At 62.8% G+C, this 26,834-nt stretch carries 20 protein-coding genes; 11 read left to right on the top strand and 9 right to left on the bottom strand.

Annotated features, from left to right (window positions below; translation table 11 throughout):
* Window positions 1–391 precede the first annotated feature (391 nt).
* The 8 genes from DL240_RS08325 to argH all read left to right on the top strand — a co-directional run bounded on the left by DL240_RS08325 (window position 392) and on the right by argH (window position 10,901).
* Complete coding sequence (locus tag DL240_RS08325; protein WP_158542441.1) at window positions 392–1,225, top strand: PP2C family protein-serine/threonine phosphatase; 834 nt, start codon at window positions 392–394, stop codon at window positions 1,223–1,225.
* 79 nt (window positions 1,226–1,304) lie between these two features.
* Complete coding sequence (locus tag DL240_RS08320; RefSeq protein WP_111729419.1) at window positions 1,305–2,303, top strand: N-acetylornithine carbamoyltransferase; 999 nt, start codon at window positions 1,305–1,307, stop codon at window positions 2,301–2,303.
* 46 nt (window positions 2,304–2,349) lie between these two features.
* Entirely contained in the window at window positions 2,350–3,549 is a 1,200-nt protein-coding gene (locus tag DL240_RS08315) for an argininosuccinate synthase (protein ID WP_111729418.1), read from the top strand.
* A 4-nt stretch (window positions 3,550–3,553) separates the two neighbouring features.
* On the top strand, window positions 3,554–4,735 hold the full coding sequence (locus DL240_RS08310) for a M20/M25/M40 family metallo-hydrolase (RefSeq protein ID WP_111729417.1): 1,182 nt from the start codon (window positions 3,554–3,556) through the stop codon (window positions 4,733–4,735).
* A gap of 98 nt (window positions 4,736–4,833) precedes the next feature.
* Window positions 4,834–6,213, top strand: coding sequence for a hypothetical protein (locus DL240_RS08305; protein WP_158542440.1), 1,380 nt, complete (start codon window positions 4,834–4,836; stop codon window positions 6,211–6,213).
* Between the two features lie 526 nt (window positions 6,214–6,739).
* Window positions 6,740–8,065 (top strand): acetylglutamate kinase, encoded by a 1,326-nt coding sequence (locus tag DL240_RS08300; RefSeq protein ID WP_111729415.1) that lies wholly within the window; start codon window positions 6,740–6,742, stop codon window positions 8,063–8,065.
* Between the two features lie 539 nt (window positions 8,066–8,604).
* Window positions 8,605–9,603, top strand: a complete 999-nt coding sequence (locus tag DL240_RS08295) for an N-acetyl-gamma-glutamyl-phosphate reductase (protein ID WP_111729414.1) — start codon at window positions 8,605–8,607, stop codon at window positions 9,601–9,603.
* The gene (gene argH, locus DL240_RS08290; RefSeq protein WP_111729413.1) at window positions 9,600–10,901 is read left to right on the top strand and encodes an argininosuccinate lyase; all 1,302 of its coding nucleotides are present in this window, start codon (window positions 9,600–9,602) and stop codon (window positions 10,899–10,901) included. The genes DL240_RS08295 and argH overlap by 4 nt, the downstream gene beginning before the upstream one ends.
* Before the next feature lie 1,934 nt (window positions 10,902–12,835).
* Here argH and DL240_RS08285 read toward each other — a convergent pair.
* The 7 genes from DL240_RS08285 to DL240_RS08255 all read right to left on the bottom strand — a co-directional run bounded on the left by DL240_RS08285 (window position 12,836) and on the right by DL240_RS08255 (window position 20,722).
* Window positions 12,836–13,225 (bottom strand): SpoIIAA family protein, encoded by a 390-nt coding sequence (locus tag DL240_RS08285; RefSeq protein ID WP_111729412.1) that lies wholly within the window; start codon window positions 13,223–13,225, stop codon window positions 12,836–12,838.
* Between the two features lie 426 nt (window positions 13,226–13,651).
* Window positions 13,652–14,905 (bottom strand): hypothetical protein, encoded by a 1,254-nt coding sequence (locus tag DL240_RS08280; protein WP_111729411.1) that lies wholly within the window; start codon window positions 14,903–14,905, stop codon window positions 13,652–13,654.
* Window positions 14,906–15,057: 152 nt separating this feature from the next.
* Window positions 15,058–15,771, bottom strand: a complete 714-nt coding sequence (locus tag DL240_RS08275; RefSeq protein ID WP_111729410.1) for an ABC transporter ATP-binding protein — start codon at window positions 15,769–15,771, stop codon at window positions 15,058–15,060.
* Window positions 15,768–17,000: an ABC transporter permease gene (locus DL240_RS08270; RefSeq protein ID WP_111729409.1), complete on the bottom strand. Its 1,233-nt coding sequence runs from the start codon at window positions 16,998–17,000 to the stop codon at window positions 15,768–15,770. Before DL240_RS08270 ends, DL240_RS08275 begins: the two co-directional genes overlap by 4 nt.
* 2 nt (window positions 17,001–17,002) lie before the next feature.
* Entirely contained in the window at window positions 17,003–18,262 is a 1,260-nt protein-coding gene (locus tag DL240_RS08265) for an ABC transporter permease (RefSeq protein ID WP_111729408.1), read from the bottom strand.
* On the bottom strand, window positions 18,259–19,077 hold the full coding sequence (locus DL240_RS08260) for an outer membrane lipoprotein-sorting protein (RefSeq protein WP_111729407.1): 819 nt from the start codon (window positions 19,075–19,077) through the stop codon (window positions 18,259–18,261). The genes DL240_RS08265 and DL240_RS08260 overlap by 4 nt, the downstream gene beginning before the upstream one ends.
* A gap of 394 nt (window positions 19,078–19,471) precedes the next feature.
* Window positions 19,472–20,722 (bottom strand): saccharopine dehydrogenase family protein, encoded by a 1,251-nt coding sequence (locus tag DL240_RS08255; RefSeq protein WP_199589770.1) that lies wholly within the window; start codon window positions 20,720–20,722, stop codon window positions 19,472–19,474.
* Between the two features lie 142 nt (window positions 20,723–20,864).
* Here DL240_RS08255 and DL240_RS08250 point away from each other — a divergent pair, with 142 nt between their 5' ends.
* On the top strand, window positions 20,865–22,628 hold the full coding sequence (locus tag DL240_RS08250) for an SLC13 family permease (protein WP_111729405.1): 1,764 nt from the start codon (window positions 20,865–20,867) through the stop codon (window positions 22,626–22,628).
* A gap of 207 nt (window positions 22,629–22,835) precedes the next feature.
* Here the strand turns inward: DL240_RS08250 and DL240_RS08245 are convergent, their stop codons facing one another.
* Window positions 22,836–23,849 carry a zinc-dependent alcohol dehydrogenase family protein gene (locus tag DL240_RS08245; RefSeq protein WP_111729404.1) on the bottom strand — a complete coding sequence of 338 codons (1,014 nt, stop codon included), beginning with the start codon at window positions 23,847–23,849 and terminating at the stop codon, window positions 22,836–22,838.
* A 132-nt stretch (window positions 23,850–23,981) separates the two neighbouring features.
* Here DL240_RS08245 and DL240_RS08240 point away from each other — a divergent pair, with 132 nt between their 5' ends.
* The gene (locus tag DL240_RS08240; protein ID WP_111729403.1) at window positions 23,982–24,968 is read left to right on the top strand and encodes a hypothetical protein; all 987 of its coding nucleotides are present in this window, start codon (window positions 23,982–23,984) and stop codon (window positions 24,966–24,968) included.
* A gap of 92 nt (window positions 24,969–25,060) precedes the next feature.
* A complete protein-coding gene (locus DL240_RS08235) occupies window positions 25,061–25,726 on the top strand; it encodes an O-methyltransferase (RefSeq protein ID WP_111729402.1) in 666 nt (221 codons plus the stop codon).
* Window positions 25,727–25,836: 110 nt separating this feature from the next.
* On the opposite strand, the gene DL240_RS08230 is transcribed toward DL240_RS08235, so the two are convergent.
* The gene (locus DL240_RS08230) at window positions 25,837–26,754 is read right to left on the bottom strand and encodes a class I SAM-dependent methyltransferase (RefSeq protein WP_146618186.1); all 918 of its coding nucleotides are present in this window, start codon (window positions 26,752–26,754) and stop codon (window positions 25,837–25,839) included.
* Between the last annotated feature and the right edge of the window lie 80 nt (window positions 26,755–26,834).

Here is a 26,834-nt window from a genome sequence, read left to right as displayed (position 1 = left end):
GGAATCAGACTCTCCCCCGCTCATTTGCCAGCAATCTACGCCCCACGGAGGGCGAATATCAGCCTCTTCGATGACTCGGCACATGCCCTCTCCGGGCCCGGAGGCCTGATATCCCGAGCGCAAGTAGGACCCCGGTTCGCATACGACTCGAAGATAGCTTTCCCTCCGCAGCAATCCTCCGCGCGCCTCCACCTACAACCGGCGACGTTGAACCCGCTCCTGTCCCCCCTCAAAACATTGCGGACATCCCCTGGCCCTCTGACTTCGGGCGCCTACTTTTTTTGAAGTTAGCACCCATCCTAAGACTCAGATCCCGGGGGGGAGGTTTCATCGCGCGCCGCAGATTCAGGCGATGGCGGTGTTGCGCCTTCCGGGCACGCCGGAGACCGCAATGCATACCTCCCAGTCCGCCGCTCACGCCGCCTCCATTGAGGACTACGCCCACTCCGCAGGCTGGGAGCTGCGCTTTGCCGCCATCACCGATATCGGTAAGCGCCGTACCGTCAACCAGGACGTGTACCTCCTGCACCCCAGCCGCCGCCTCTTTGCCATCGCCGACGGCATGGGCGGACATGAAGGCGGCGAGCTGGCGGCGATTCTGGCGATCGAAACCCTGGCAGCTTACTTCGATGAAGTTGGCGACATGATCGAGCGCACCCCGGCCGACCGACGATCGCTGCAACACAACCTGATCGCCGGCACCAAGCTCGCAAACGCCGCCGTGTTTCAGGAGGCCGCCGAACGCGGCAGCCGACGCGGCATGGGCACCACCCTGGTGGCGCTGACCTTCGACGAAACCCGTGCTTACTGGTCACACGTGGGCGACAGCCGCCTCTACCGCTTTCGTCGCGGCCAACTGGAGCGCCTCACCCGCGACCACTCTCTGCTGGAAGAGACCCTGGAGCGACACAATATCACCCACCGTGATGCAGCGGAATTCGTCGCGAGCTTCCCTTACAAGCACGTGCTCACCCGCGCGGTCGGCAATCAGTACAGCGTCGATGTCAGCGTCGCCTTCTCCGAACTCGAAGCCGGCGATGTTTTTTTGGCCACAACCGACGGCGTCCATAACGCGCTTGATGACGAAGAGATGGCCGGATTGCTGCGCGACCATCCGACCGACCTGAGCGCCGCCTGCCAGGCCATCGCCCAGCTCACCCTAAGCCGCGGCGCCCCCGATAACCTCACCGCCCTTCTGGTGCAGGCTCACGGTCCCCGGCGTTGACCCGGCCCCTGCTTTGCTCCTACCATCCGCCACCTTGACGGGCGCATTCAGCCGCCCCCCGGCCGATGATGGAGCGACCATGCAGCATTTTCTGACCACCGCCGACTGGAGCCGCTCCCGCCTCCAGTCCATCCTCGATGACGCCCGCGACCTTAAGGCCGAGCCCTATCAGGCCCGGCTGCGCAACAAGACGATCGCGCTGATCTTTTTCAACCCCTCCCTGCGCACCCGTTCCTCCTTCGATATTGGCGCCCACCAGCTCGGTGCCCACGCGGTGGTACTGGAGCCCGGAAAGGGTTCCTGGCCGATGGAGTTTGAACTCGGCTCGGTGATGGATCAAAACGCCGAGGAGCACGTGCGCGAAGCCGCCCGGGTGCTCTCGCGTTACTGCGATCTGATCGCGGTGCGGGCCTTTCCAAAGTTCCAGGACTGGTCGGTGGACCGCCAGGACAAGATCATCCATGCCTTTGCCGAACACGCCACCGTGCCGGTCATCAACATGGAGACCATCACCCACCCCTGCCAGGAACTCGCCCTGATGCTCACCCTTCAGGAGCGCCTGGGCATGGTCGATGGCATGAAGTTCGTGCTCACCTGGACCTACCATCCCAAGCCCCTCAACACCGCGGTGGCCAACTCCGCCCTTATGATCGCCGCCAAGTTCGGCATGGATGTCACCCTCCTGTGCCCCAACGAAGACTACCGCCTCGACGAGCGCTACATGGGCCTGGCCCAGGAGTACACCTCCTCCCAGGGCCGAAGCCTCACGGTGACCCATAACATTGAAGAGGCCTACTCCGGCGCCCACGTCGTCTACGCGAAATCCTGGGGGGCACTGCCCTACTTCGGACGCTGGGACGAGGAAAAACCGGTGCGCGACGCTCACAAGCACTTTATCGTCGATGCCGAGAAGATGGCGCTCACCGACAACGCCTTCTTCAGCCACTGCTTGCCCTGCCGTCGCAACGTCAAAGTCACCGACGAGGTGATCGACGGCCCCAATTCGCTCGTGATCGAGGAGGCCGAAAACCGCCTCCACGTGCAAAAAGCCCTGATGAGCGAGCTCATCACCCCCTGAATCAGCCCCCCGGGCGCCGGCGCGCCCTCCCCCACGGAGTCCCAAGATGTCCAGCAACACCGTCGTACTTGCCTTCTCTGGAGGCCTCGATACCAGCTTCTGTGTCCCCTACCTCAAAGAAAAAGGCCTCGATGTGGTCACCCTCTTTGTCGATACCGGCGGGGTCGACGACGAGGAACGCACCTACATCGAGAAGCGCGCCCTGGAGTTGGGGGCGGTCGCCCACCACACGGTCGACGGCGGCGACGACATCTGGGAAGAGGTCGTGGTGCCTCTGGTCCAGGGCGGCGAAATCTACCAGAACCAGTACCCGCTGCTCTGCTCGGACCGCTACATCATCGTGCGCAAGGCCCTGCAGCTCTGCCGCGAGCTCGGGACCGACAAGTTCGCCCACGGCTGCACCGGCATGGGCAACGACCAGGTACGCTTTGACCTGACCGTCAAAACTCTGGGAGATTTCGAGATCCTGGCGCCCATCCGCGACATCCAGCAGGCCCACACCAATGTGCGCGACTACGAAAAGGCCTTCCTCGAGGAGCGGGGCTTTAGCACCCGCGCCAAGGCCTCCCGCTACACGATCAACGAGAACCTGCTCGGCGTCACCACCTCCGGCTCCGAAGTCGACGAGTGGGAAGCCCCCGGCGAGGAGACCTACCAGCTGACGGCGCACCCCTCCCAGTGGCCGCGGGAAGCACTGCGGGCGGAGATCACCTTTGAGCAGGGCGTCGCTGTGGCGCTTGATGGCCAGCCCATCGCCGGCCCGGAGCTCATCTCCACGCTCAACAAGCGCTTTGGTGCCTACGGCGTGGGGCGCGGCTACTACACCGGTGACACCACCGTGGGACTTAAAGGACGTATCGTCTTCGAGGCCCCCGGGCTGACCTGCCTGCTGAGCGCTCACCGCGCGCTGGAAGAGGCCGTCTCCACCGGGTATCAGAACCAGTTCAAACCGGTGGTCGCCCAGAAATGGGTGGAGCTCGTCTACAAGGGCTTCTTCTACGAACCGCTTAAATTCGACCTGGAAGCCTACATCGAAAGCTCTCAGAGCTGTGTCAACGGCACCATCACCCTGGAAACCTGGGGCGGAAAGGTCAACGTCATCAAAGTCGACTCCCCGCACATTCTGCGTCGTCAGGGAGCGGTCTACGCGCAGTCGGCTGACTGGAACGTGACCGAGGCCGAAGGCTTCATCAAGCTGCTCGGTCAGAGCTCCACGCTGCACGCGCTCGTTAACAGCGAGGACTAACACCATGGCCCAGGACCTCCTCGACATCACACTCGCCCACCTTCGAGAGCTGGTGAGCTTCAACACCACCAACCCGCCGCGCGCCCTGGAAGGTGGCCAGGGGATCTTCGCCTACGTGCGCCGGGCGCTCGCAGACGCTCCCGGGGAGTTTGAGTTCGAGGAGGTCGATCTGGGCCAGGGCCACGTCTGGCTTTACGCCCGGCGAGGCCAGCCCGAGGTCCTGGTCAACGTTCACCTGGATACGGTCCCGGCGGCCGAGGGGTACTCGGCCGATCCCTGGACGCTGCGCATCACCGACGACCGGGCCATCGGTCTGGGCGCCTGCGACATCAAGGGGGCTGCGGCCGCCATGCTCGCCGCCGCCCAGACCACGCATGGTCCCTGCGCCCTTCTCTTCACCAGCGATGAAGAGGCCGGGCAGTCCCGCTGTGTCCGCGAGTTCTGCGCCCGCACCACGCACAACTTCCGGGTGGTTCTCGTCGCCGAACCCACCGGCGCCCGGGCCGTGCTGGCGCACCGGGGAATCCGCACCTTTAGCGGCACCTTCCACGGCCGCGCCGGACACTCTTCGGGACCTCGCGCCCTGGAAGAAAGCGCGATTCACGCCGCCGCGCAGTGGGTCACCGACGCCGTTGCCCACGCCCACCGGGCGCGGGACGGCGCTGACCCTGGGTCAGACATTTCCCCGCATTTTACGCCCTCCGATGCTGACCCTGGGTCAGACATCGGCCACCACCTGCGCGGCCATTGCTTCAATGTGGGCGTGATTGAAGGCGGCAAAAAACCCAACATCGTCGCGCCATCAGCCTCGGTGCGCTGGGGCATCCGCCCGCGCCCCGGCGACAACCCGGAGGCGGTCGCCCACCAGTTCATGCGCCTCGCCACCGAAGAGCGCGTAAGCTGGACACCGGGCTTTGTCGGCCCCTCTCTCCCCGCAGACTTCGGCCCCCGGGGCCAGGGGCTTCTCGAGAGCGCCCGAGCCGAGGCTCAACGCCTGGGGCTGCCCGAAGCGCCGGCGGTCGACTTCTGGACCGAAGCGGCCCTCTTCTCTCAGGCCGGCTGGCCTGCCCTCGTCTTTGGCCCCGGCGATATCGCACAGGCCCATACCGCCGACGAGTTCGTGACGCTCCACGATCTTTTGCGGGTTGCAGCCCACTACGCCCGCTGTTTTGGCGCCGAAACCTGACCACCGAAGCGCCTGCCGAACAACATCGGGCGCTTTTGTTGCCAGCCTTCCCCTCCAGCGCTAACGTGGCCGGGCGTCAATGGTATGACACTCCTGCCGTGAGCCTGCTCGTGACCTCGTTGCCCTTCGTTCCCGCACTCGCGCGACTCGCCATCATTCCCCTGGCGCTCCTCTTCTCCGGGAGCTGCTCGCTGGCCCTGGAGCTAAACCAGTGCGTCAGCGCCGAAGATTGCGGCGCCGCCTCACAGTGCATCGACGGCCTCTGCAAAGAAAACGATGTCGTTCGCGTGACCAACCACATCGTTGAAGACACCGTCTGGCGCGCCGACACCGTCTACATGCTCACCGACATCGTCATGGTGGTGGCCCCGGCTACCCTCACGATTGAGCCTGGCACCCAGATACTCGCCGAACGAAACGCCGGTCTGGTCTCGCTCAACGGCGCAAAACTCATCGCCGACGGGCGTCGCGACGCCCCGATCGTGTTCACCAGCGCCAAGCCACCGGGACAACGCCTGGCCGGCGACTGGGCCGGTCTGGCGCTGGTCGGACGGGCGCCCACCAACCGAACTCCCTTCAACCTGCGAATCCAGAGTGACCAGGACACCAGCGTCGGTGGCACCGATGAAACCTGGGACTGTGGCACGTTGCGCTACGTGCGCGTTGAGTTCGGTGGCGCGGAGGTCAACGGCAACAAAGCACTCAACGGCATCACCCTGGCCGGGTGCGGCAGCGACACGACCGTGGAGTATGTCCAGACCCACCTGAGCGATGACGACGGAATCGCGATCTTCGGCGGCAGCGTCGACCTGCGCTACGCAGTAAGCACCCGGGCCCAGGACGACGGCATCGACATCGACACCGGCTGGCGAGGCACCGCTCAGTTCCTGGCCATCCAGCAGGACATCAACAGCCATGAGGCCATCGAGATCGAGAACCTCTCCGAAGCCCCCGACGCCCTGCCTCAGACCGATGCCCGCATCTTCAACTACACGGTGCTTGGCTTCGACCGCCGCGGCGACCGCCAGCGCGGCATTTACTTTAAGCTCGGCGGCCAGGGACTGCTCTCCCACGGTATCGTCATCGGCCAGGACGCCTCCGGTCTCCACATCGAAGGCCCCCACGCCATCGACCACGCTCAACAGGGCCGCCTCCTGGTCGAAAACACCCTCTTTTTTAATCAGGGAGAAGACGGCGAATCCTACTTCGAAGCCGACCAGGCCGGCGAGAACCCCTCGCTGGGGGACTACTCCATGTTTCAGGACCCGAGCACCCACAACCGATTCGGTCTCGATCCGGGCTTTAGCTCCCCTTACAACCTGAGTAACCCGAGCTGGGTCCCACTAAGCGAGCACACCACCGACCGCGATCTGGAACGCCCACCGGAGGGCTTCGATCCGACCGCGGTCTACCTGGGCGCGTTCTCTCCGAGCGCCTCCCCCTGGACCGAGGGCTGGACGTCCTACCCGCTGAATTAAGACGACGTGCGCGCCCCGGAGCCACAGAACTACTACCTGCTCAGCCGCACGGCCCTGTCGACACATGCCGACCATTCTGCGCCCTGAAGCCGACCCTCGGTCAGTTCTTTCCCCCTGCCCAACACACAGATTCCAAACCCTGGATTTCCGACCCTCGGTCAGCAATTCTCACCACGGGGTTCCGACCCTCGGTCAGCAGTTCTCACCGTAATTTCTACAGATTTTCCAGGTTACTCCGGTGCCGCACGCAGCGTTGCCCACGCATCGCGTGCTAACCCTCGCTCGTATTGACCACGTTCGGATGTATTCATCCTCTCCCGCAGGTCACCTCAGGACCTGGCACTCCCGCCCATCCTTCACCGGCCACACAACAGCGCCCCCTCCGCCCACCGAGCTTCAACTCTGACCATTCCACCTGATGAAGCTCTTATGCCTCACATCTTCATTCAGCGCTGTTGCATCCACACCCCGCGAACATTACCCTCCCTGCCGGCCGCGCTCCTCCCCCGCATCGCAAGGCATGCCCATGCTTGATACCCGCAACACGATCATCCGCCTTCTCCAGAACATTGGCAGCCGCAAAGAGGTCGAGCAGTACCTCAAGCAGTTTGCCAGCATGGAGTCCAAACAGTTCGCCGTGATTAAAGTTGGCGGCGGCGTGCTCCGCGACGATCTGGAAGCACTGGCCAGCTCGCTAAGCTTTCTGCACAAGGTTGGACTCTTTCCGATCGTCGTGCTCGGCGGGGGCCCCCAGCTTAACGAGGCTCTGGAAGAAGCCGGCATTGAAACGCCGCGCATTGATGGCATGCGCGTGACCACCCCCGACGCTCTGGAGGTGGCCCGAAAGGTCTTCCAGAACGTGAACCTCCAGCTTGTCGATGCGCTGGAAGCGCTGGGCACCCATGCCCGCCCCATTACCAGCGGAGTCTTCGAAGCCGAGCTCCTCGATCACGACCGCCTGGGACTGGTCGGCGAAGTGCGCGGAATACACACCGAAGGCATCGTCTCGGCCATTCGAAGCGGCTGCCTGCCCATCCTCTCCAGCCTTGGCGAGACCCCGACGGGCCAGATCGTCAACATCAACGCCGATGTCGCCGCCCGCGAACTCGCGTTGCGCATCCAACCCTTCAAAATCGTCTTCCTCACGCCCACCGGTGGACTCCTCGACCAGTACGAACGTCTGATCCCCTCGGTGAACCTGACCGAAGACTACGACGAGTTGATGCAACAGGACTGGGTGCATTCGGGGATGCGCCTCAAGCTCCAACAGATCAAGGAGCTGCTCGATCAGCTCCCCCTCTCATCCTCGGTCTCCATTACGACCCCCGGTCAGCTCGCCCGCGAGCTCTTCACCCACCGCGGCTCCGGAACGCTGGTGCGTCGTGGCGAGTCGGTCCAGTGTCATCCGAGCATGGAAAAACTCGACCGCACGCGCATCCGCGAACTCCTGGAAGCCTGCTTTCAGCGACAGCTCGCCGACGACTACTTCGAACTCAAGCCCTTCCATCGCATCTATCTGACCGATTCCTACCGCGCCACCGCCATCCTGACTCTGGAAGACGGGCTCCCCTACCTGGATAAATTCGGAGTCACCCGCAAAGCCCAGGGCGAAGGTCTGGGGCAATCCCTCTGGGCCCGGATGAAGCGTGAGAACAGTAAACTCTTCTGGCGTGCGCGCTCCGAGAACCCCATTAACAACTGGTACTTTCAAGAGTCTGACGGAACCTACTCGGCGGGCCGCTGGACGGTATTCTGGTACGGAATGGAGAGTTTTGAGGAGATGAAGCGCTGCGTGGAGATCGCTCTGGCGATGCCGGCCACCTTTTATGAGCATGCCGTTGCTGACGCCTAAAACCTTGTCACGACGCCCCCGCTCAGCCGGCGCACGCCGAAGTCTTACGTGCTTCCAAACCAAGCACTTACTCCCATATCTCGCACACAGGTTCCTGCGCCGGCCCTCAGGGCCGTGCGCTGCCCCCCTGATCAGACCGCTCCCCAGCGCCTTCGTGGAACGCGCACGTACCCCACAAGTAACCTGGTCACCTAACTTTACAGACCTTGCGCCGGCACACACCGTTGACGCTTTGCCGACCCTCGGTCAATAGTTCTGACACAAGCACATGTGATGTACTGCCGACCCTCGGTCAGAAACTCCACTGGCAACACAGGCCCTTACGCCGACCCAGGGTCAGGTTTTCGCACCCAAACGCCCGGTTCTTACACAGCCCCAGGGGCAGGTTTTCGCATCGAAACGCCAGAACCATAAATGGCGCACTCTATAGCGCCTGGAGAGGGCCCCTTAAGGCGCCCTCTCCCATCGGCCCCTTACGGAGCTCGATGCTCCACCAGCGTTGACGCTCAGGATACCATTCCACGCATCGGATCCCTCCTATGAACAAAAAAACTGTCGGACTCATCGGAGCTCGTGGCCATACAGGAAGCGAGCTCATTCCCCTGCTCGCTCGACACCCGGGCATCGAACTCGCCTGTGTCAGCTCCCGTGAACTCGCCGGCGAACGGGTCTCCGACCATGTCCAGGGGGGCCCCGAAGGACTGACCTTTGAAGCCCTGTCCCCTGCCGATGTCGCCGCCCGCGGCCTGGATGCCGTCATCCTGGCACTGCCCAACGGCGTCTCCGAGACCTTTGTCACAGCGCTCGATAACGCCTCGCCAACCACGGTGATCATCGATCTGAGCGCGGACCACCGCTTCGACGCAGCCTGGACTTACGGCCAGCCTGAACGCAACCGCGAAGCCATTGCCCGGGCCACCCGCATTGCCAACCCCGGGTGCTACGCCACCGGCATGCAACTGGCACTTCTTCCCTTCCTCGATTTGCTCGCGAATATGCCGCACGTCTTCGGCGTATCGGGCTACAGTGGTGCCGGCACGACCCCTTCGCCCAAAAACGATCCGGAGGTATTGCGCGACAACCTCCTGCCCTACGCGCTCACCGGGCACATCCACGAGCGTGAAGTCAGCGAGCAACTCGGACAGGAGATCTGTTTCATACCGCATGTCGCTTCATTCTTCCGCGGAATCACACTGACCATCACCTGTGACCTGACTCGGGATATCACCCCGGAGGAGGCGCTGGAGCGCACCGAGCGCCTCTTCGGCGACGAGCCGCTGATCCAGATCAGCAAAACAATTCCGCTGGTCCGCGATGCAGCCGGCAGCCACCAGGTTCATATCGGCGGCTTTCACACGTCCCCCGAAGGTCGGCGGCCCCGCAAAACGACCGAAGGTCAGCCCGCCGGCCCCACGACCAAAGGTCAGCTCACGCTGGTCGCCACCCTCGACAACCTCCTTAAAGGCGCCGCAACCCAGGCGCTTCAGAATCTCAACCTGACTCTCGGATTTGACGAACTGGAAGGAGTCCCGCAATGACCTCTCCCCTCTGGGACAAAGGCAACACCGATGTCGATCGCCGGCTCATGGAATTTACTGCCGGGGAGGATGTCATCCTCGACCGCCAGCTCTTCATCTATGATATCGCCGCAAGCATCGCGCACGTCCGGGGGCTGGGCACTATCACCGTGCTCAGCCAAGACGAGGTCACTCGACTGGTTGAATCCCTTACATCGCTCCGGGAAGCATTCTCCAGCGGCTCTTTTCAACTCGATGAGCGCTTTGAAGATGGGCACTCCGCCATCGAATTCTATCTGACCCAGGCCCTCGGCGAACTCGGAAAAAAAGTACACACCGGCCGCAGCCGTAACGACCAGGTACTCGTTGCCCAGCGCCTCTTCCTGCGCGATGCCCTCCACCGACTGGCACGAAACTGCGCGGCGATCGCTGACGTCGCGTTGCACCGGGCCCGCCAGGAACGCGACATACCCATGCCGGGCTACACCCACCTTCAGCGTGCCGTCCCCTCCTCTCTCGGAATGTGGTTTGCCGCCTTCGCCGAAGCGTTTATCGACAACGGCAACCTCGCGCGCTCCACCGCCAGCTGGCTCAACTCAAACCCGCTGGGAACCGCTGCCGGCTACGGAGTAAATCTGCCACTGCCCCGTGACCAGGTAAGTGCCGAGTTGGCCTTTGAGCGTCTTCAGGTCAATCCTATCTACGCTCAAAACAGCCGCGGAAAGTTTGAGTTTCAGGCGCTCACCGCCCTTCTCCAGGCACTGCTCGACACGCGTCGCCTGGCCTGGGACCTGAGCCTTTTTACGACGGAGGAATTTGCCTTTGTCGAGTTACCCGATGCCTATACCACGGGCTCATCCATCATGCCGAACAAGAGGAATCCCGACGTCGTGGAATTGCTTCGTGCGGCTACCAGCCCGGCGGTCGGCGCCATAAATGAGCTCATCTCCCTGCTCTCACTGCCCAGTGGGTACCATCGCGACCTCCAGAATACGAAGGGCCCGGTTCTACGAGCCCTCAACCGCGGCCTGACGGCAATCGAACTGATAGCCCCACTGCTTGACGCCTTGCGTTTCTCACCGGACGCGCTACGTAACGCGATCTCCGGCCCGATGCATGCCACCGATCATGCCGTAGACTTAACCGGCCAGGGCGTCCCCTTTCGCGACGCCTACCGCCAGGTAGCGGCGTCACTCGATCAGTTCGCCAATCGAAAACCGGAGGACAGCCTGCAGGCTCGTATCTCACCAGGCGGCTGTGCCAACCTTCTTCTGGAGCAGCTTCAGAGCCGCCTGCAGCAACTTACCCAGGCCCTCTAATCGTGTGATAACCGGAACGCCTAAGGCACTCGACGAACTGAACGTCCGAAGAGCTAAACAACCGAGGGTCAGGACGCCCAAACAACCGAGGGTCAGGACGCCCGGAGGGTCAGGACTCCGAGAAAACCGAAAGTCAGAACGCAGCGCAGTGCTCCACTTGAGCGAAGTAGCCTGAATACCGGCAGGACAGGATTGTACCGGCCGGTATCCCCCAGCACAGCGCCACAACCTCAGACGCGATTCCCTGCCTGTCTCATCGAGAAATGCAAGACTGGCGTAACTATCCGAAGGACGTTAACCGTCCGAGGGACGTTCATCATCGTCGAGGGACGTTCATCATCGTCAGATAGGTCGACAACGGACCACCTGCCCCCCCGCAAGTAAACACTTCCCACTCGCTCGTCTTACAAGCGCAGACACACCCGCTCCCGTTCACTGCCACACAATCCGAGGAAATCGCTCTCTGGCATTCTAACCATCGTCTCATGCCACGTGGGAGCGAGAGCGGGAACCTTGCTATCTACTGAGTCTCACCAAGCGCACTACGCAGTGTGCCGACACATAGTCTTGAAATCGACTTCCTGACCACCGCGTACCCCTTCCCGGGCAATACACCCCACACGCCCCCGATACTCCTCGCACTGAGCCGCCGTATGGCGGGGCATCCAGACCGTACCAGCAGGAAACTTTCCTCCGCGCCGTCCACGTTTCCAGCGCCTTCGCTGATGCGCGTATGCATTCTGAAATGCCCGCCAACGCTCTCCGGCCTGAGTGACATCCGCTGACGCCGAAGCCATATACCTCGGAGCACGCTCACAAGCTGCCCTGGTTTTGGGTCCGGACAACACACCAACCAAGGCAGCACGCGTCGAACCAAGCACACGTCTTACACCACGCTGCCTGGCCTCTTCAGCTTCTGCCTTCTCAATCAGACGATTGAAGTGCGCACGTACTTCTTCCAACTCCATATGCTCGTAGCCAGGCGGCGGTTGGGGGGTAAATGTTACCTCCTCCTCAGACTTCCGGCCGTACCACTGAGGTCGCTTCACTCGTACGGGCTTTCCCCAGTCCTCAGGAAGCACGGTAAATCCAGGCCAATCTCGCACACAACGAACCAGGCCCGCGCGCACCGGGTTCATCCATACATAGACCAGCTTTCGCTCTAAAGCCTCTCGATCCAGCACCACGGTCTCGTGATAGCCCCGTCCGTCCCAGACATATCCGCACCGCTCCAGCTGACGATTCCTCGCCCTGGCCACGCCCGAACAAAAGTCTCTCATCGCATCGCTGCGCGTGGCTCGTTCATCCGTTGCTAGCAGATGAAAATGGTTGGACATCAAAACGAACGCGTGTACGTCCAGACCATGTCGAGCGCTCATTCGCGCCAGCTCATATCCCGCGATCGCCATCATCGGCCGGTCCGGGCGAAGCATAAAGCGCCTCTCCAACGTGCGACGCGTAAGTTCAACGGTTTGTCCCGGCACATGATATCTAGGTAACGTCATGCGTCCCCCCAGCGAAGTTAAGTGTAGGCTCTCAAGTCCCCATCCACTCAATTATCGCTGAAAAGCCCCTCCCTTTGCCTGTCGTCACAACTTTTTCTCCACGCGGCGACCGCTTCCCGTCGGAAAGCACCCCAATATCTGCGGCAAAATCCATCGCCTATGACGACCTTCGGTCAGACATCCATCGGTCAGACATCCAGCGAAATCCATCGCCTATGACGACCTTCGGTCAGATATCCACCTCGGTCAGACGTCTACCTCGGTCAGCCCTCCCGCCCCTATTCCTGTCAGGCACACCTCCCCACGAACGGGAATGCCTACGCTCCTCCTTCTCATCCGGAGCGCCAGCCACCTCCCCGCGGACTCCTCCACTACGATTTACAAGTATCCGCCTTCGGTATCCGGCCTCTTCTCATCCTCACCCTAGAACTAGAGTTGCGCGCCAGGAGCACTGGCCGGCCGCCCCGCACGCACCCATCTCTGCGCGGCTTCCTCCTCTCCCGAATCGAAGTAGCGCACCTCACTTCCCATCAAGGGCGCACTCAGCTTACCGATCCAGGCGTCCTCGCGCGCATCCCCGACAACCCCAAATCTCATCACACTGTTGAGTTGACGAGCGCTGACCCCGATATCATCCCAAACACCGGCAGCGTCTATTCCCTCCGTAGACTCGATCACAACCAACATGTTGAGTTGGCCGTGCTCTTCGAAGTAGCGCTTCAACCTCGGGACAACGCGATCATAATCTTCCCCCTGTACCCGACCATCAACTCGAAGAATTACAAAATTGCCGCGCTTAGGATTATCGAGCTCGTACATTTCCCCCTCCTCGAAGCAAGCACCATGAGTGTTGTCTATCTAACTGACCCGACGTCTCAAGGTCAGCGGCTCACAAACTCCCGCACCTCTTCAAATGTAGGCCCCCGACGCAACTTTCGTAGAGCGCCATCACCCATGCCTACCCGGCGCCACGTTCACCGGTTCCCGTTCGTTCCAAACAACCAAAAGCCGCTACTCACCACGCTCTGACCTACGGTTGGGAAACTGACCTACTCACCGCCCCGTTCCCCCCTCGCCTCACTCCTGTTCGGACTGACCGACCTACGGTTGGACCAAGACACTCCCCTATTCACACCGACCTACGGTTAGACCGACAGCTCAACTCCCCGCGCCAGCCGCACTTGCCACGCCGCCTACTCTGGCCTCCGGACCAGGCGCGGCTGCCTCCGGGATCACCCCTACCGCTTAAAAGAAGCCCCGAAACTGCGCGTAATAAAACCCGCCATACGCCCCAAACTCACTCCTTAGCTCCGGTTGCGGCACCAGCACGGCCCGGTCCCCGATCCCTTCGAAAAATCCCACGGTCAAATCAGATGCATCCGACAGGGCGTAGTACACGGACGGCCCTACCAGCACGCTTCCGTCACTCCAATTAACCTGGGCACTCACCGTGCCCCGAAACCGCCCCTGGCCCTCAACGCTCAGCACGCCTCCCGTATAGTGCCTTCCCGAGTAATACGTCTCTCCGCGTGACAACGCATCCTGACGAGCCGGCATCTGATATCCCCGGGCATCGCTCGCCCCGCCGCCATTAAAGTGCTGCTCTACACTGAACAGCCATCTCCCCCTTAATATATCAACCCCAAGCGTGGCTCGGGGCCCCACCGCCTCACTCTCAAATTCGGCAAGCGGGACGTACACATCGGCTCGCCCCTTCCACGAAGAAAAGTCATACGCCGCGCCCAACAACAAAGCCCCACGTCGCCAGAACCGCCCTCCTCCCACCACAATATCAGCCGCCCCAAAAGATCGGCTCGCTCTTAACCCATAGGCGATATCATCCCAACCTCCTCGATCAGCGACCACCACGTCTAACTCAATGCCGCCTCCGGGATAGAGGAGCGCCCGCACAGCATCGACGCCGGGCTTCTCCGTCTGATCGAGCTCCAGCGGACTGAACTGCGCCCATACATCCACAACCGGAAACAATGCCGAACTTCCCCAGGTAATCGCCTGCCGTCCAACCACGACTTCGCCCCAGGATGCGAAATATCGCAGGATAAGACGCTCGACATCATGGCTGAGACCTACCCCCTCCTCATCAACCCAGCGCCACTCCCAGTCGACACTTCGCTCCGGCGTTACACTCGCCCCCAGACCATACCCCTCGCCACTCTGGAGCGCCGCCCCACTGGTCATCTGGGCCAGTAAACGCTGGTCGAGTTCCACCATCAAACTCTCCCCCAGATGCGCTCGCCACTGCAGCCGAAATACCTGCCCGTGAAGCCCCCCGTACTCCGGGATACTCTCATCAGGCCAATCGACTCCCGGTCGTACCAGCCCTCCGGCACTCTGCGCATACCCCCCCAGCTCCAGCCCGAAGCCCTCCCCATCGATAAGTTCCCATCCGTATGCTCGCGCTTCTCCTACCCCCCAGAGCAAGGCCGTGCCCCCCAGAGCAAGCAGCCACTTGCGCAATACCAGCTTCATATCACCCATCTGAAGCTCTCCTCGGTCAGTGATTTCGCCGATCCTCTGATGTCGCCGACCCTCGGTCAGACGTTTCCGAGGTTGGCGGAGCGGGGGTTCGCCGACCCCCGGTTAGTATTTTTTGCCGACCCTCGGTCAGAATCTCCGGGCGCCCCGCCCCCTCAAACGTCTCGACGCTCGTCACCCACCACACAACCGCTATCGAGTCGCACCACGCGATGAGCCCGCTCAATCACCATCTCGTCATGCGTCGAGAATACAAAGGTCACCCCCCGCTCCTCATTGAGTTCGGCCATCAGCTCAAGCAACGACGCACTCGTAGCACTGTCAAGGTTTGCCGTGGGCTCATCCGCCAGCACGATCTTCGGGCGGCTCCCCAGCGCACGGACCACCGCGACCCGTTGCTGCTGACCTCCGCTCATCTCATGCGGCTTGCGATCTTTATAGTCCGCCAGCCCCACACGCTCAAAAAGCGGGTCGAGAATCGAGTGCCTCTCCTCTAACCCCACCCCCTGCATCAGAAGCACGAATTCAGCGTTTTCCCACGCGGTCAGCACCGGGATCAGATTGTAGGCCTGAAACACAAACCCGATATGCCCCAGCCGATACTCCGCAGCTTCACTGCGCGTCATGCCGCTGATCGCCTCCCCCTCCACCAGCACCTCGCCAGAAGTCGGTGAATCAAGACACCCGACCATGTTGAGCAACGTCGTCTTTCCCGAGCCCGAGGGCCCGGCCAGCGCGCTAAACTCACCGGCCTCAATCCGCAAATTCACTCCACGCAGGGCGCGTACCTCCACCTCGCCCTGGTGATAGACTCGCTCCACATCCCGCACCTCAATCAGCGGCGCCTTCCCGCTCTGTTCCTGACTCATTCGTAAAACCTCATTGCCTGCGACGGCGCCAGGCGCATGGCCCGCACCGCCGGATACACCGCGCTGATCATCACCACCGCCAGCACCATCAGGGTCGCCACCAGCCAGCGCCCCGGCTCCAGATGGCTCCGCACCACCAGCTCGCTCATCCCCACCCCGGCCATCTCAATATCTCCAGCGCCCAGAGCCGCCATATCAATGCCGATATATGCAATCGTCAGATGCCCCGAAATTCCGATCACGAACCCCACCGCAAGCCCCACCAGCGCCAGGAAAAACGCCTCCCACACCACCAGCCACCCCACGCTTCGAGGCCCTACCCCCAGCGCGCTCAAAAGACCGTACTCTCGAACTCGCTCCATCACCGCCATCAAAAACGTATTGGCGATCGCAAAGAGCACGATCAGAAAGATCACCGCGAAGTAAATCCAGTTGACCGCCGCGTCGAACTCCAGCAGCCCACTCAACTCCGGGATGGCGTCCTGCCAGTTGAGAACTTCCACAGCCTGCGGGTCAACGCGCGCGCGCAGCGCCTCCACAATCATCGCCTGCGCGGCGGAATCCCGGGCCACGACCCCGATCTGCGTCAGCGCATCCCCCATTTGCAACGCCTGCTGCGCCGCTGCCAGCGTCGTATACGCCTGGAGCTCTGCCTCCCCGGCGGCTCCGGTCTTCGTCAACCCCGACACCCAGAAGAGCGCCCGCGTCACCTCCCCATTGCGCATCGACGCGGTAAGAACCGCCTTGTCCCCCAACTCCAGATTGAGCTTTTCTGCCAGCCCCTGACTCAACACCAGCGGCGCCTCCAGCTCCGGATCAAAAAACGCCCCCGCCACCAGGTCCTCGCGCACATCGTTTAGCGCAACCTCCCGCTCCGGCACCACGCCACTGAGACGAACCGCTTCATTGCCCCGGGCACTGGAGAGCAATCCCTGAATGATCACCCGCGGAATCGCTTCCTCAACCCCCTCCAACGCCCCGGCCTCCTCTACCAACGGCCGCGGATCCTCCAGCACCCGATCACTTCCCTGGGATTCCCACCACCCCCGCGCATGCACCAGCACGCTCCCGCCGACTGCCTCTTGGGCCAAGGTCTCCATCTTGGCGTAGCTATCGGCATTGACCCCCATCGAGATCAGCATCAAGCCGTAAGAAAACGCGATCGCCGAGGCGATGATCAGCGTCCTTGTGCGATTGCGCCACAGATTACGCCAGGCGATCTTCCACATCCTCAGCTCCTCCCTGAAATCGCCGGCGCGATCTCCACCCGGGCGCTCTGCGTGGCCGGCCAGAGCCCACACAACAGACTCACCAAGATCATGACCAGCGGCGGCTCCAGGACGGTGCCTGCCCCGACCACGGTATAGATCCGCTCGCTGAATGAGACCCCCATATAACTGAACGATGTCTGGGCAGAAAACACCGACAGATCGATGCCCGCACGGGCGTGATAGAGGCTTACCGCCGTCCCGATCACCACCCCGAACACCGCTCCCAACACGCCCAACACCACGGTCTCCACCATCACCACCCAGAACAATCGTCGAGGACTTACCCCGATGGCCATCAACACCCCGAACTCCCGACGTCGCTCCAGCGCGCTCATCCGCTGGGTGTTCATAATCCCCAGACTCGCCACCAGGTAGATGATCAGGTACATCACCGCGTTCGATCCGCCCGAAAGCTCCACCAACTCCGCGACCGAAGGCAGAACCTTCTGCCAGGGACGCACCGCCATCACCTCCTCGGGCAACGCCCGCGCGACAACCGGCTCCAGACGCTGCGCCAGCGCCGGGGCCGCCGACAAGTCCCGGGCGCCCACCGCAACCTCATGCACTCGCCCCTCCAGCGCCCCCAGATACTGCGCGCGTTCCAGATGCACATACGCCGCCTGACGGTCCACCGTGCTCGTCCCGGTATGCACCACCCCTACGACCTCAAACACGTCGTTTCCCAGCGAGCCATCAGCCGCCTCTAAAAACACCACCAGCTCCGCGCCCACGCCGGTCTCCAGCTGGCGCGCCAACGTCTCCCCCAGCACAACCTCCCCCGGGCCCTGTGCCCGGTCCTGCGCCGACAGCCACCGCCCCTGGACAATCGCCTCCTCGATCGGAGTCGCCCCGGCCTCACGGACGGCGTTCACACCGATGACCTGGGCGACCCGGGAACGCCGCTCATCCCCCAGCAACCCGAAGAGGCGCGCCCGCGCGCTGATCGCGCTGACCTCGGGATCCCTCTCCAGCGACTCCACCAGTCCTTCGGTCAGCTCAAATGCCCGATCGATCCGGGGCTCCTCCACATAATCGGCCCGCTCGATCTTGACCTGCAGCGACTCCAGCGCCGTCGTCCCCCGGACCATGGCCCCCATCCACCCGTCCAGAAAACTCACCGTCCAGATCATCATCGCCACGGCCAGCGCAACCCCGCCGGCCGTCAACACACTGCGCCAGCGGTTGCGCAGCAGATTTCGCAGGGCCAACTTCACGATCATCGCGACCTCGCCAGCCGGCGAAGCCCCTGCCGGGTAAAGAGCGTCGCATCGATCGGCACATCAAAGTTAATCTCCACATACTCCATCCGGGTGTACTCCCCGGCAGCCCGAGGACGCACGGTCAGCACCGTAGGCAGGTACCGCCCCCCCATCTCCCGAACCTCCGAAAACTCCATGGTCCTCTCGACTCTGTCGCCCGAAAAAAATCGCGCGCGACGAGGCAACCACCGCGCCGCGCCGAGCTCATAGACCACCTTATCCCAGACCACCGGCGCGCCCGGGCGCGGGGTCAACTCCACCTCCAGCACCCGCTCGCCATCGTAGACACCCCAGCGCAGATCCGCGCGGTAGTCCTCCTCCAGGCTGGTCTCCCGCATCAGGTCGTCGTTAGAAAAATGACTCCCCATCCAGGCATCACTGAGCATCCCCGAAGGCACCCTGATCAGCCGGTCGGCGCGCGGAGCATAGTTCCACAGGCCCTGCTCCGAGCGCAGCGTCGCGGTCCCGGACTCCCGGGCCGGCGAGCGAATCACCATCAGCGCCTGATCACGGCCCCGACTCCACTGTTCCACCTCCAGCTCCCGCGTCCCCCGGTCGTTCACCACCCTCATTTTAAGTCGACCCTGCGAACTCTCCGCCAGGTACAACCGGTCGAGCTTCCGGAGAACCTCGGAAAGCTCGGGGAGCGCCGGCTGATGATCCCCCGAGGGCTCCGCCTCAGCTCCCGCACTCGTATCCGGCATCTGGGCGCTCGCGTACATAGACGTCCCCAGCAGCATCAGAAGCATCGCAAATAGGGCTCGAACTCGTCTCATGACTCCTCCTGGCCGGCTGGATTCGCCGAACCTCCAATCGCATCCGTACAGAAGCTCATCTGATGCCAACGCCTCCCGGGCGCTGACAGGTTCATGCTCTTCACCTCGCCCAAAGCCTTCCAGACCACCTCCCTTATCTCAGACAGTCCATCCGAATGGCCTGCTTGCTCACCACAGACACGTCATCCGAGGGTCAGCGTCATCCGAGGGTCAGCGTCATCCGAGGGTCAGCGTCATCCGAGGGTCAGCGTCATCCGAGGGTCGGCGACGTCACTGCAGATACACCACCGCCGGTGGTCACAGACCAGCGCGACAAAAACCTCAAGCTACCTTTATCCAGGCAGGAATAGTGCCGAAGCCCCACCTGTCAAGCCCGCGCCCCCCCTCCCCGACTTCAGAGTACCCGGAAGATCATCCCGGCCGATCGTAGCCGCTCGATCAACGTCTCCCCCAGCGCCGATGCCGGCGTCAGCACCCCGCCTCTCGGAAGCCCACCGCTCACGGCCTCTCTCCCCTCCGCCAGAAGCATCGCCGATTCGGCGAGCATCAGGGACGTCGCCCCGTAGCCCGGATCCTGATCGGCCCCGATCTCCACTTCCACGCGTTCGCCGCCCCTTAAACCAACCTCCTTCCAGCCGTACACCCGCGTGCGGAAGCAGCCCCGCTTCCGGACCTGCTCCGAGGGCCCCTCGCCCGGCTTCGGCAGTACGAAGCGCTTCAGAAGCCACCGACCGGGACGAAATGCCAGCCCCGCCACCATCCCTCCCAACCCCAGCGTCATCGCCCACCCGCCCAGTGCTCCCCCCACCCCGGGCCCCATCCGCACCACCTCGCCATAGGTAAACTCACGACCGTACTCAAAGCCGCGCAGCGCATTGCTTCGCCGGACCACCTTTTCGTTGACCCGCGCCATCATGAATGGCCCCGTCCAGGCGCCAATCTCCCGATCGTACTTCACCAGGTCCTGCGGCTGACCATCCGGGCCGGGCAACTCCCCCGACGGGTAGAGCGCGTAAGGGTCGGAGAGACGCGCGCGCACCCGGGCATCGCCCGCTGCCCGCTCCACTGTCTCGGCCGCGCTGGCGATCGTCCCCCCGCTAAATCCGCCACGCGCTTGCCACAGGTAGTACTTTCCCTGGCCGGCCGGGCGTCCCCAACGCGCGATGGCCTCTTGCTGCATCAACAAGACTCCCAGATCGCTGGGCACCGAGTCGAACCCGCAGCTGTGCACCACGCGCACCCCCTTGTGGCGCGCGGCCTCATGGTGGCGCTCAATCATCTCCGCCACCCAGTCCATCTCGCCAGTCAAATCACAATAATCCGCCCCCTCCTCAATGCAGGCCTCCACCACCGGCTCCCCGTAAAGCGCGTAGGGCCCCACCGTCGAGCAGACCACCCGCGCGCGGCGCGCCAGCGCCCGGAGACTTCCCCCGTCGCTCACATCGGCCTGAATCATGCTCAGCCCGCCAGCCTCCAGCGACTCCCCGGCCAAATCGGCCCGCAGCTCCATGAGCTTCTCCTCGGAGCGCCCGGCAATCGCCCAGCTTCCGGCCCGGGCGTGCCTGGCCAGATACCTCGCCACCAGCCTTCCGGTAAATCCGGTTGCCCCGAACACAATCACATCAAATTCGCGTCCCTCTCCCATCATTCACCTCCCGAAACCACGCGCCATCCATCACCCATCAGCCTTGTCTTCATGGGCCCTGAGACCACCTTTGCCCACACAGCGCAAAACTTCCAGGCCAGGCCAGCCGTACCGCCTTCATCTACAGGTGTCGGGCACGCGTATGAACTTTGAGCTGAGCTTCGTCTTTTTGTTGACGTTGATCGCGCTGGTGCTCTTTGTCACCGAGCGAATGCGCGTCGATCTGGTCGCCCTGCTGACCATGGCCGCCCTCCTCCCCACCGGCATCATCACCCCGGCCGAAGGCCTGAGCGGATTTAGCAACGAAGCCACCGTTACCATCGCCGCGATGTTCGTCCTCAGCCGAGCCCTCCACCGCACCGGGGCGCTCAAACACATCGCCACGCACCTGGGCCGGCTCTACGCCTACAATGAGCGTCTGGCCACGGCCACCATGATGATCGGCGTGGCCGCCATGTCGGCGTTCATCAACAACGTGGCCGTCGTCGCCATCATGCTCCCGGTGCTTTTGGGCGTCTGCCGCGCCAACAATTTGAGCCCCTCCCGGGTCATGATGCCCCTGTCCTTTGCGGCCATCTTCGGAGGCACCTGCACCCTGGTCGGCACCTCCACCAACATCCTGATCAGCGGTCTTCTTACCGACCTCAATCAAGCCCGCATCGGAATGTTTGAAACCACCGTGGTCGGCCTGGCTTTTTTGGTCGTCGGCACCGTCTACATGCTCACCATTGGCCGCGCACTGCTGCCCCAACGCGATAACCCGGACTACCAGCGCCCCGGCTCCGAGACCCAGCCCTACCTTACCGAACTACAATTCGGCTCCGAACACCCCGACATCGGCAAACCCGCCAGCCTCTTTGTGGCCGGCTCCGAGGCTCGTCTGCTGGCCATGATCCGCAAGGAGGTCCCCCTTGAGCTTGACGAAGACCCACTCCTGAGGGCCGATGATATCCTGCGAATCTCGGCCCCGGCCGCGGTCATGCGCGACCTCCTCGACACCCCGGGCATCACCTCCCTGGCCGATCCCCAGCCCGAGCCCGACGACCAACCGCCCATGGAACTGCTGGAGGTCGTCATCGCCCCGGACGCCTCGGTGGTCGGACGCACCCTGGGCGAATCGCGCTTTGCCCGCTACCACCCCGCCCGCGTGCTCGCCCTGCGACGCGCCGCCGACACCGTCGTCGAACACCTCCTCGACGTGCCGATCCAGGGAGGTGACGTCCTCCTCATTCAGGCCCTTCCCTCCCAGATACCACTGCTTCAGGAGAGCCCCGACTTTATCGTCGTCTCCGAAATCGGGCTGTGGGAGTTCAAGCACATTTACACCCTGCCGGTGCTCGCTGCCCTGATCGCAGTGGTCTCCCTTGCGGCCTTCGGGGTCGCTCCGATCGTCACCCTGGCCAGCGCCGCCGCCGTCCTGGTTGTGCTCCTGGGCGTCATCTCCATCGAAGAAGCCTACGAGGCCATCGACTGGCAGGTCATCTTCCTTCTGGGAGGTCTGATCCCGCTCGGCATCGCCCTTCAAAAGACCGGCGGCGTCGCGCTCCTCTCCAACGCCACCCTCTCCCTCTTCGGCGATTTCGGCCCCTGGGTGCTCCTGGGCGCTTTTTATCTGATCACCACCGTCATGACCGCCATCATCTCCAACCAGGCCACCGCCGTGCTGATCACGCCGGTAGCGGTCAGCGCCGCCCTCAGCCTGGGTGTCGATCCGCGCCCCTTTATCTTCGCGATTGTCTACGGCGCCTCCGCCAGCTTTGCCTCTCCGGTCGGCTACCACACCAACGTGATGATCTACAGCGCCGGTGGCTATCGCTACATGGACTTTGTGCGCGTCGGGGTTCCGCTATCCCTGCTCTTCCTCATTATCGCCCTGGTCCTGATCCCCTGGTACTGGCCACTCTGAGTTCGAGCCCCAAACCACCAAAAACAACGTCCCCCGGTCAGTTCCAAACCACCCAAAACAACGTCCCTCGGTCAGTTCCAAACCACTCAAAACGACGTCCCCCGGTCAGCCCCAAACCACTCCAAACGACGTCCCCCGGTCAGCCCCAAACCACCAATAACAACGTCCCCCGGTCAGCCCCAAACCACTCCAAACGACGTCCCCCGGTCAGCTCACCTCCACACAAATCTTCCCTAGATGCGCCCCCTCTCGCATCGCTTCAAACCCGCTGACCACATCATCAAACCCCACGACACGATCAATCACCGGACGCATCCGATGCGCGCCGATCGCGCGATTCATGCGCTCAAACATCTCTCCGGAGCCTACCAGCACCCCCTGCACCCGAATATTCTGCATCAGCACCGGCACCACATTGAGCGGCTGCATCCCTCCAGCCAGCACCCCGATCAACGCAATCGTCCCGCCCACCCGCACCGCACCGATCGACTCCTGCAGCGTGCCCGCACCGCCGACCTCCACCACCAGGTCAGCGCCTCGCCCCCCGGTCAGCGCCTTGACCGCCCTGCCCCACTGCGGCTCCTGGCGGTAATTGATCACATGTGCCGCCCCCAGCTCGCGCACCCGCGCAAGTTTCGCGTCGCTGCTGGAAGTCATGATCACCTCCGCCCCCATCATCGTGGCAAACTGCATCGCAAACACCGACACGCCGCCGGTACCCAGGCACACCACCACATCACCGGCGCCTACGTTCCCCTGCTCCACCACGGCGTGCCAGGCCGTCACACCGGCACACCCCAGCGACGCAGCCTCTGCATCGCTCAGATGATCGGGCACCGCCACCACCGACGATACATCGCACACCATCTCCTCACGCAACGTCCCCGCAAGCGGTCCGCCCAGCGTGGTACGCAACTTCTCTCGGGTAGGTTCTCCGCTTTGCCAGCCCTGCGCAAAGATCGGCGACACTCGCCGCCCCAGCCAGGCGCCGTCCACCTCCGGCCCCACCTCCACCACCTCGCCAACCCCATCGGAACAGGGCACCAGCGGCAGCGGCTGACGCGGATTGTAGCGCCCTTGAATCATCATCAGATCTCGATAATTCAACCCCACCGCCCGCATCTTCAGACGCACCTGCCCCCGCGCCACCGGAACCGACGCCATCTCAACCTGGCGAAGCCGCTCCAGCCCGAACTCTCCCTCAATCCGCCACGCCTTCATCATCACCTCGTCAGACGGGTCTACATTGCAAACCCTTACGTTTTCAGGCTCCCCCCGCCGTTGCACACTCGCTCTGCAATGACTACACTCTCCTACATCTTAAGGTCCACCTTCTGACCTGGCGAGGACGAGATGGCAATTGCCCCCACCCCCATCCCCGGTGCGCTGTGGAATGCTCTCAAGATCGGCGGCGGCGCGCTGACGGTCTTAGGCATCGCCGCTGTCGCAGGTGTCTTCACTCCCACCGGCGAAGTTGCCTCCTCCCATGCCGATGTGGCCTGGTTCAGCCCCTTTGAGCGAACCAACACCGAGCGCTTCTCCACCGCCCTCGAAAAGCTCGGTCATCCGGCCCCGCGCCGCTACGACCTCAACGGCAACACGGTCTTTTTCTCGACCACCACCTCGCTCAAAACTCCCGAAGAACTCCTGCGCGACTACCAGGAGGAATTCGTCCGTCAGGGGGTCAACGACGACGTCTTCACCTCTTCCTCCCCACAGCATCACGAGGCGCGCCTGCTCAACGCCCTTAAAGGCGGCCTCAGCCCGATCGCCATCAGCAAGAACCACATCGCGCTGGCCGGCGTGCTGACCCGCAACCGTGCCGACGCTCCCGAGGCCCTGCGCGACGAGTTCCTGAAGTCCGAAAACCCTCACGAACTCTTCCGGGCCCACCGCTACATCGAGATCTCGCGCGACCCTTCGCGCCGACACACCGAAATCACGGCCTCCTGGAGCGATGAGGCCTTTGACTATCGGCGCATGGTCCCCGGCAACCGCATCGACCAGAGCTTCGACGCCGAGGTCCCCTCCTGTCCGGGATGCACGCGCTTAAGCCGCTTCGCCGACGACAACCCCGGGGCACACCAGGTCGACATGACCTTCATCTCCCCGGCGTCTACCTCCGAACTCATCGCCTTCTACGATCGCGCGCTTCCATCCCGGGGCTGGCAACTCGCCGACTCTGGCGACGCCATCGCCCGTGCCTCCGAGCTCTTCGAACTCCCCTCGTCCGCCCAGACTCGCCGCTATCGCCGGGCAGACGACCTCGAACTGACGCTCGTCTTCGAACACGATCTGCGCAGCGGTCAGAACCTGATCCATGCCTCGCGCTCCCGGTAATCACGCTCCCCCTCTCGTGCTTGCCCCTGCCTCCCTCGGTGTGAACCTTTTGTGATGTTGCTTTGTCATCACCTCACCCAGGGAGTCGACACATGAGCCGCTCTACGATCTTCCTCGACGACAACATTCTCTCCTACCTTCGCCACTTCTCAGTGCGCGAACCCAGTCGCTTTATGCGCTGTCGTCAGGACACCTCCGAGCTGCCCATGGGCAGCATGCAGATCGCGCCGGAGCAGGGCCAGTTTCTGCACATGCTCCTCAAACTCATGGGGGCCAAACGAGTCATCGAAATCGGCAGTTTTACCGGCTACAGCGCTCTGTGGCTGGCAAGCGCCCTGCCCGATGACGGCTGCCTGATCGCCTGTGAGATCAATGAAAAATGGGCGTCCCAGGCACGCCACTGCTGGGAGGAAGCCGGACTGATGAAGCGCATTGAACTTCACGTCGAACCCGCGCAGCAGACCCTCGATCGCCTCCTGGAGCGCGAAGCTCACAACAGCTTCGACTTCATCTTTGTCGACGCCGATAAGGAACCGGTCGACACCTACTACGAGGCCGCCCTCAAGCTCTTGCGCACCGGCGGTGTCGCCGCCATCGACAACGTCCTCTGGGGGGGCAAGGTCGCCGACTCCTCGGCCCACGACCCCGACACCCAGGCCATTCGCGCCCTCAACGAGAAAATCCACGCCGACGACCGCATCGATCTCAGCGTCGTCCCCATCGGGGATGGCGTGGCCCTCTGCAGAAAACGCGGCTAACCCACGCCTCCCCCCAAATACGTCATAAAAAAGCCCGCGCCCCCTCTCCGGGGGCGCGGGCTTTTTTTATCTCTACGACGGGCAGCTCCCTTAGCCGAAGCTCATCGGGCTCAATCGGCCTTTTTGACAAACTTCAGGGTCATGCGGTCGCTTTCTCCGATCTCCAAAAAGCGCTCAGCCCCCTCTTCCCCACCACGCAGCGACGGAGGCAGCGCCCAGACGCCCTCCTCATAGTCCCGGGTATCCTTCGGGTTCGCATTGATCTCCGAGCTCTCCACAAGCTCAAAGCCCGCTGCCTCCACCTGCTCAATCACAAAGTCCTGCGGCAGATACCCCAGGGGAGCCGTCTCATCGGGATTGCTTCCCGGAGCCGCGCGATGCTGCACCACGCCGAAAATCCCGCCGGGCTTGAGCGTGTCGTAGGCCGCCGCCAGCACATCGTTAAGAATGCCGTTGCGGTACCAGCCGTGCATGCTGCGGAAGGTCAGCACCATATCGGCACTCTCCGGTCCACCAACCTCCACCTGGCTCGGCGGCCAGAAAGTCCCGACCTCCACTTCGCCAAGCGTATCGGTATGCTCACCAACCCAGGCTTCGTACGAACGGGCAATGCGGCTGTAGTAATGCTCGGGATCTTCCGGGTCATCGAGCATGTTCCCGGCGACCAGCTTGCCCTGGTCGGCGAGCACCGGTGCCAGCACCTCACTGTACCAGCCCCCTCCGGGCCACAGCTCCACAACCTGCATATCGTCTTCCAACCCGAAGAAGAGCAGCGTCTCCACCGGATGACGATACGCATTGCGGGCGCGGTTCTTCTCGGAGCGATGCGCACCATTGGCCGCCGCTTCCAACTTCGCCTCGACCGACATCTCGGCCGTCTCCGCGCCTGCCTCTGCCTGCTCATCGCCGGAATTTGCCTCGGCGACCACCTCTTCTACCGGCACGTCATCGGCTTTGGGCTCATTCGACGAACACGCGGCCACGACCAATGCCAGCGACACCATCAACATACGAGTCTTCAGATTCACATCTGCTCCTTCACGAATCGATTTCGACTGTTCTAACCTCGGCTGCGGGCTGATCTGGTACCATCGCAGACCGCCACAGC

Origin of the sequence: Lujinxingia litoralis (genome assembly GCF_003260125.1) — a bacterium.
GTDB classification, from domain to species: domain Bacteria; phylum Myxococcota_A; class Bradymonadia; order Bradymonadales; family Bradymonadaceae; genus Lujinxingia; species Lujinxingia litoralis.
Note: the sequence above shows the minus strand (reverse complement) of the source record. Positions and strands in the feature narration are given on the sequence as shown.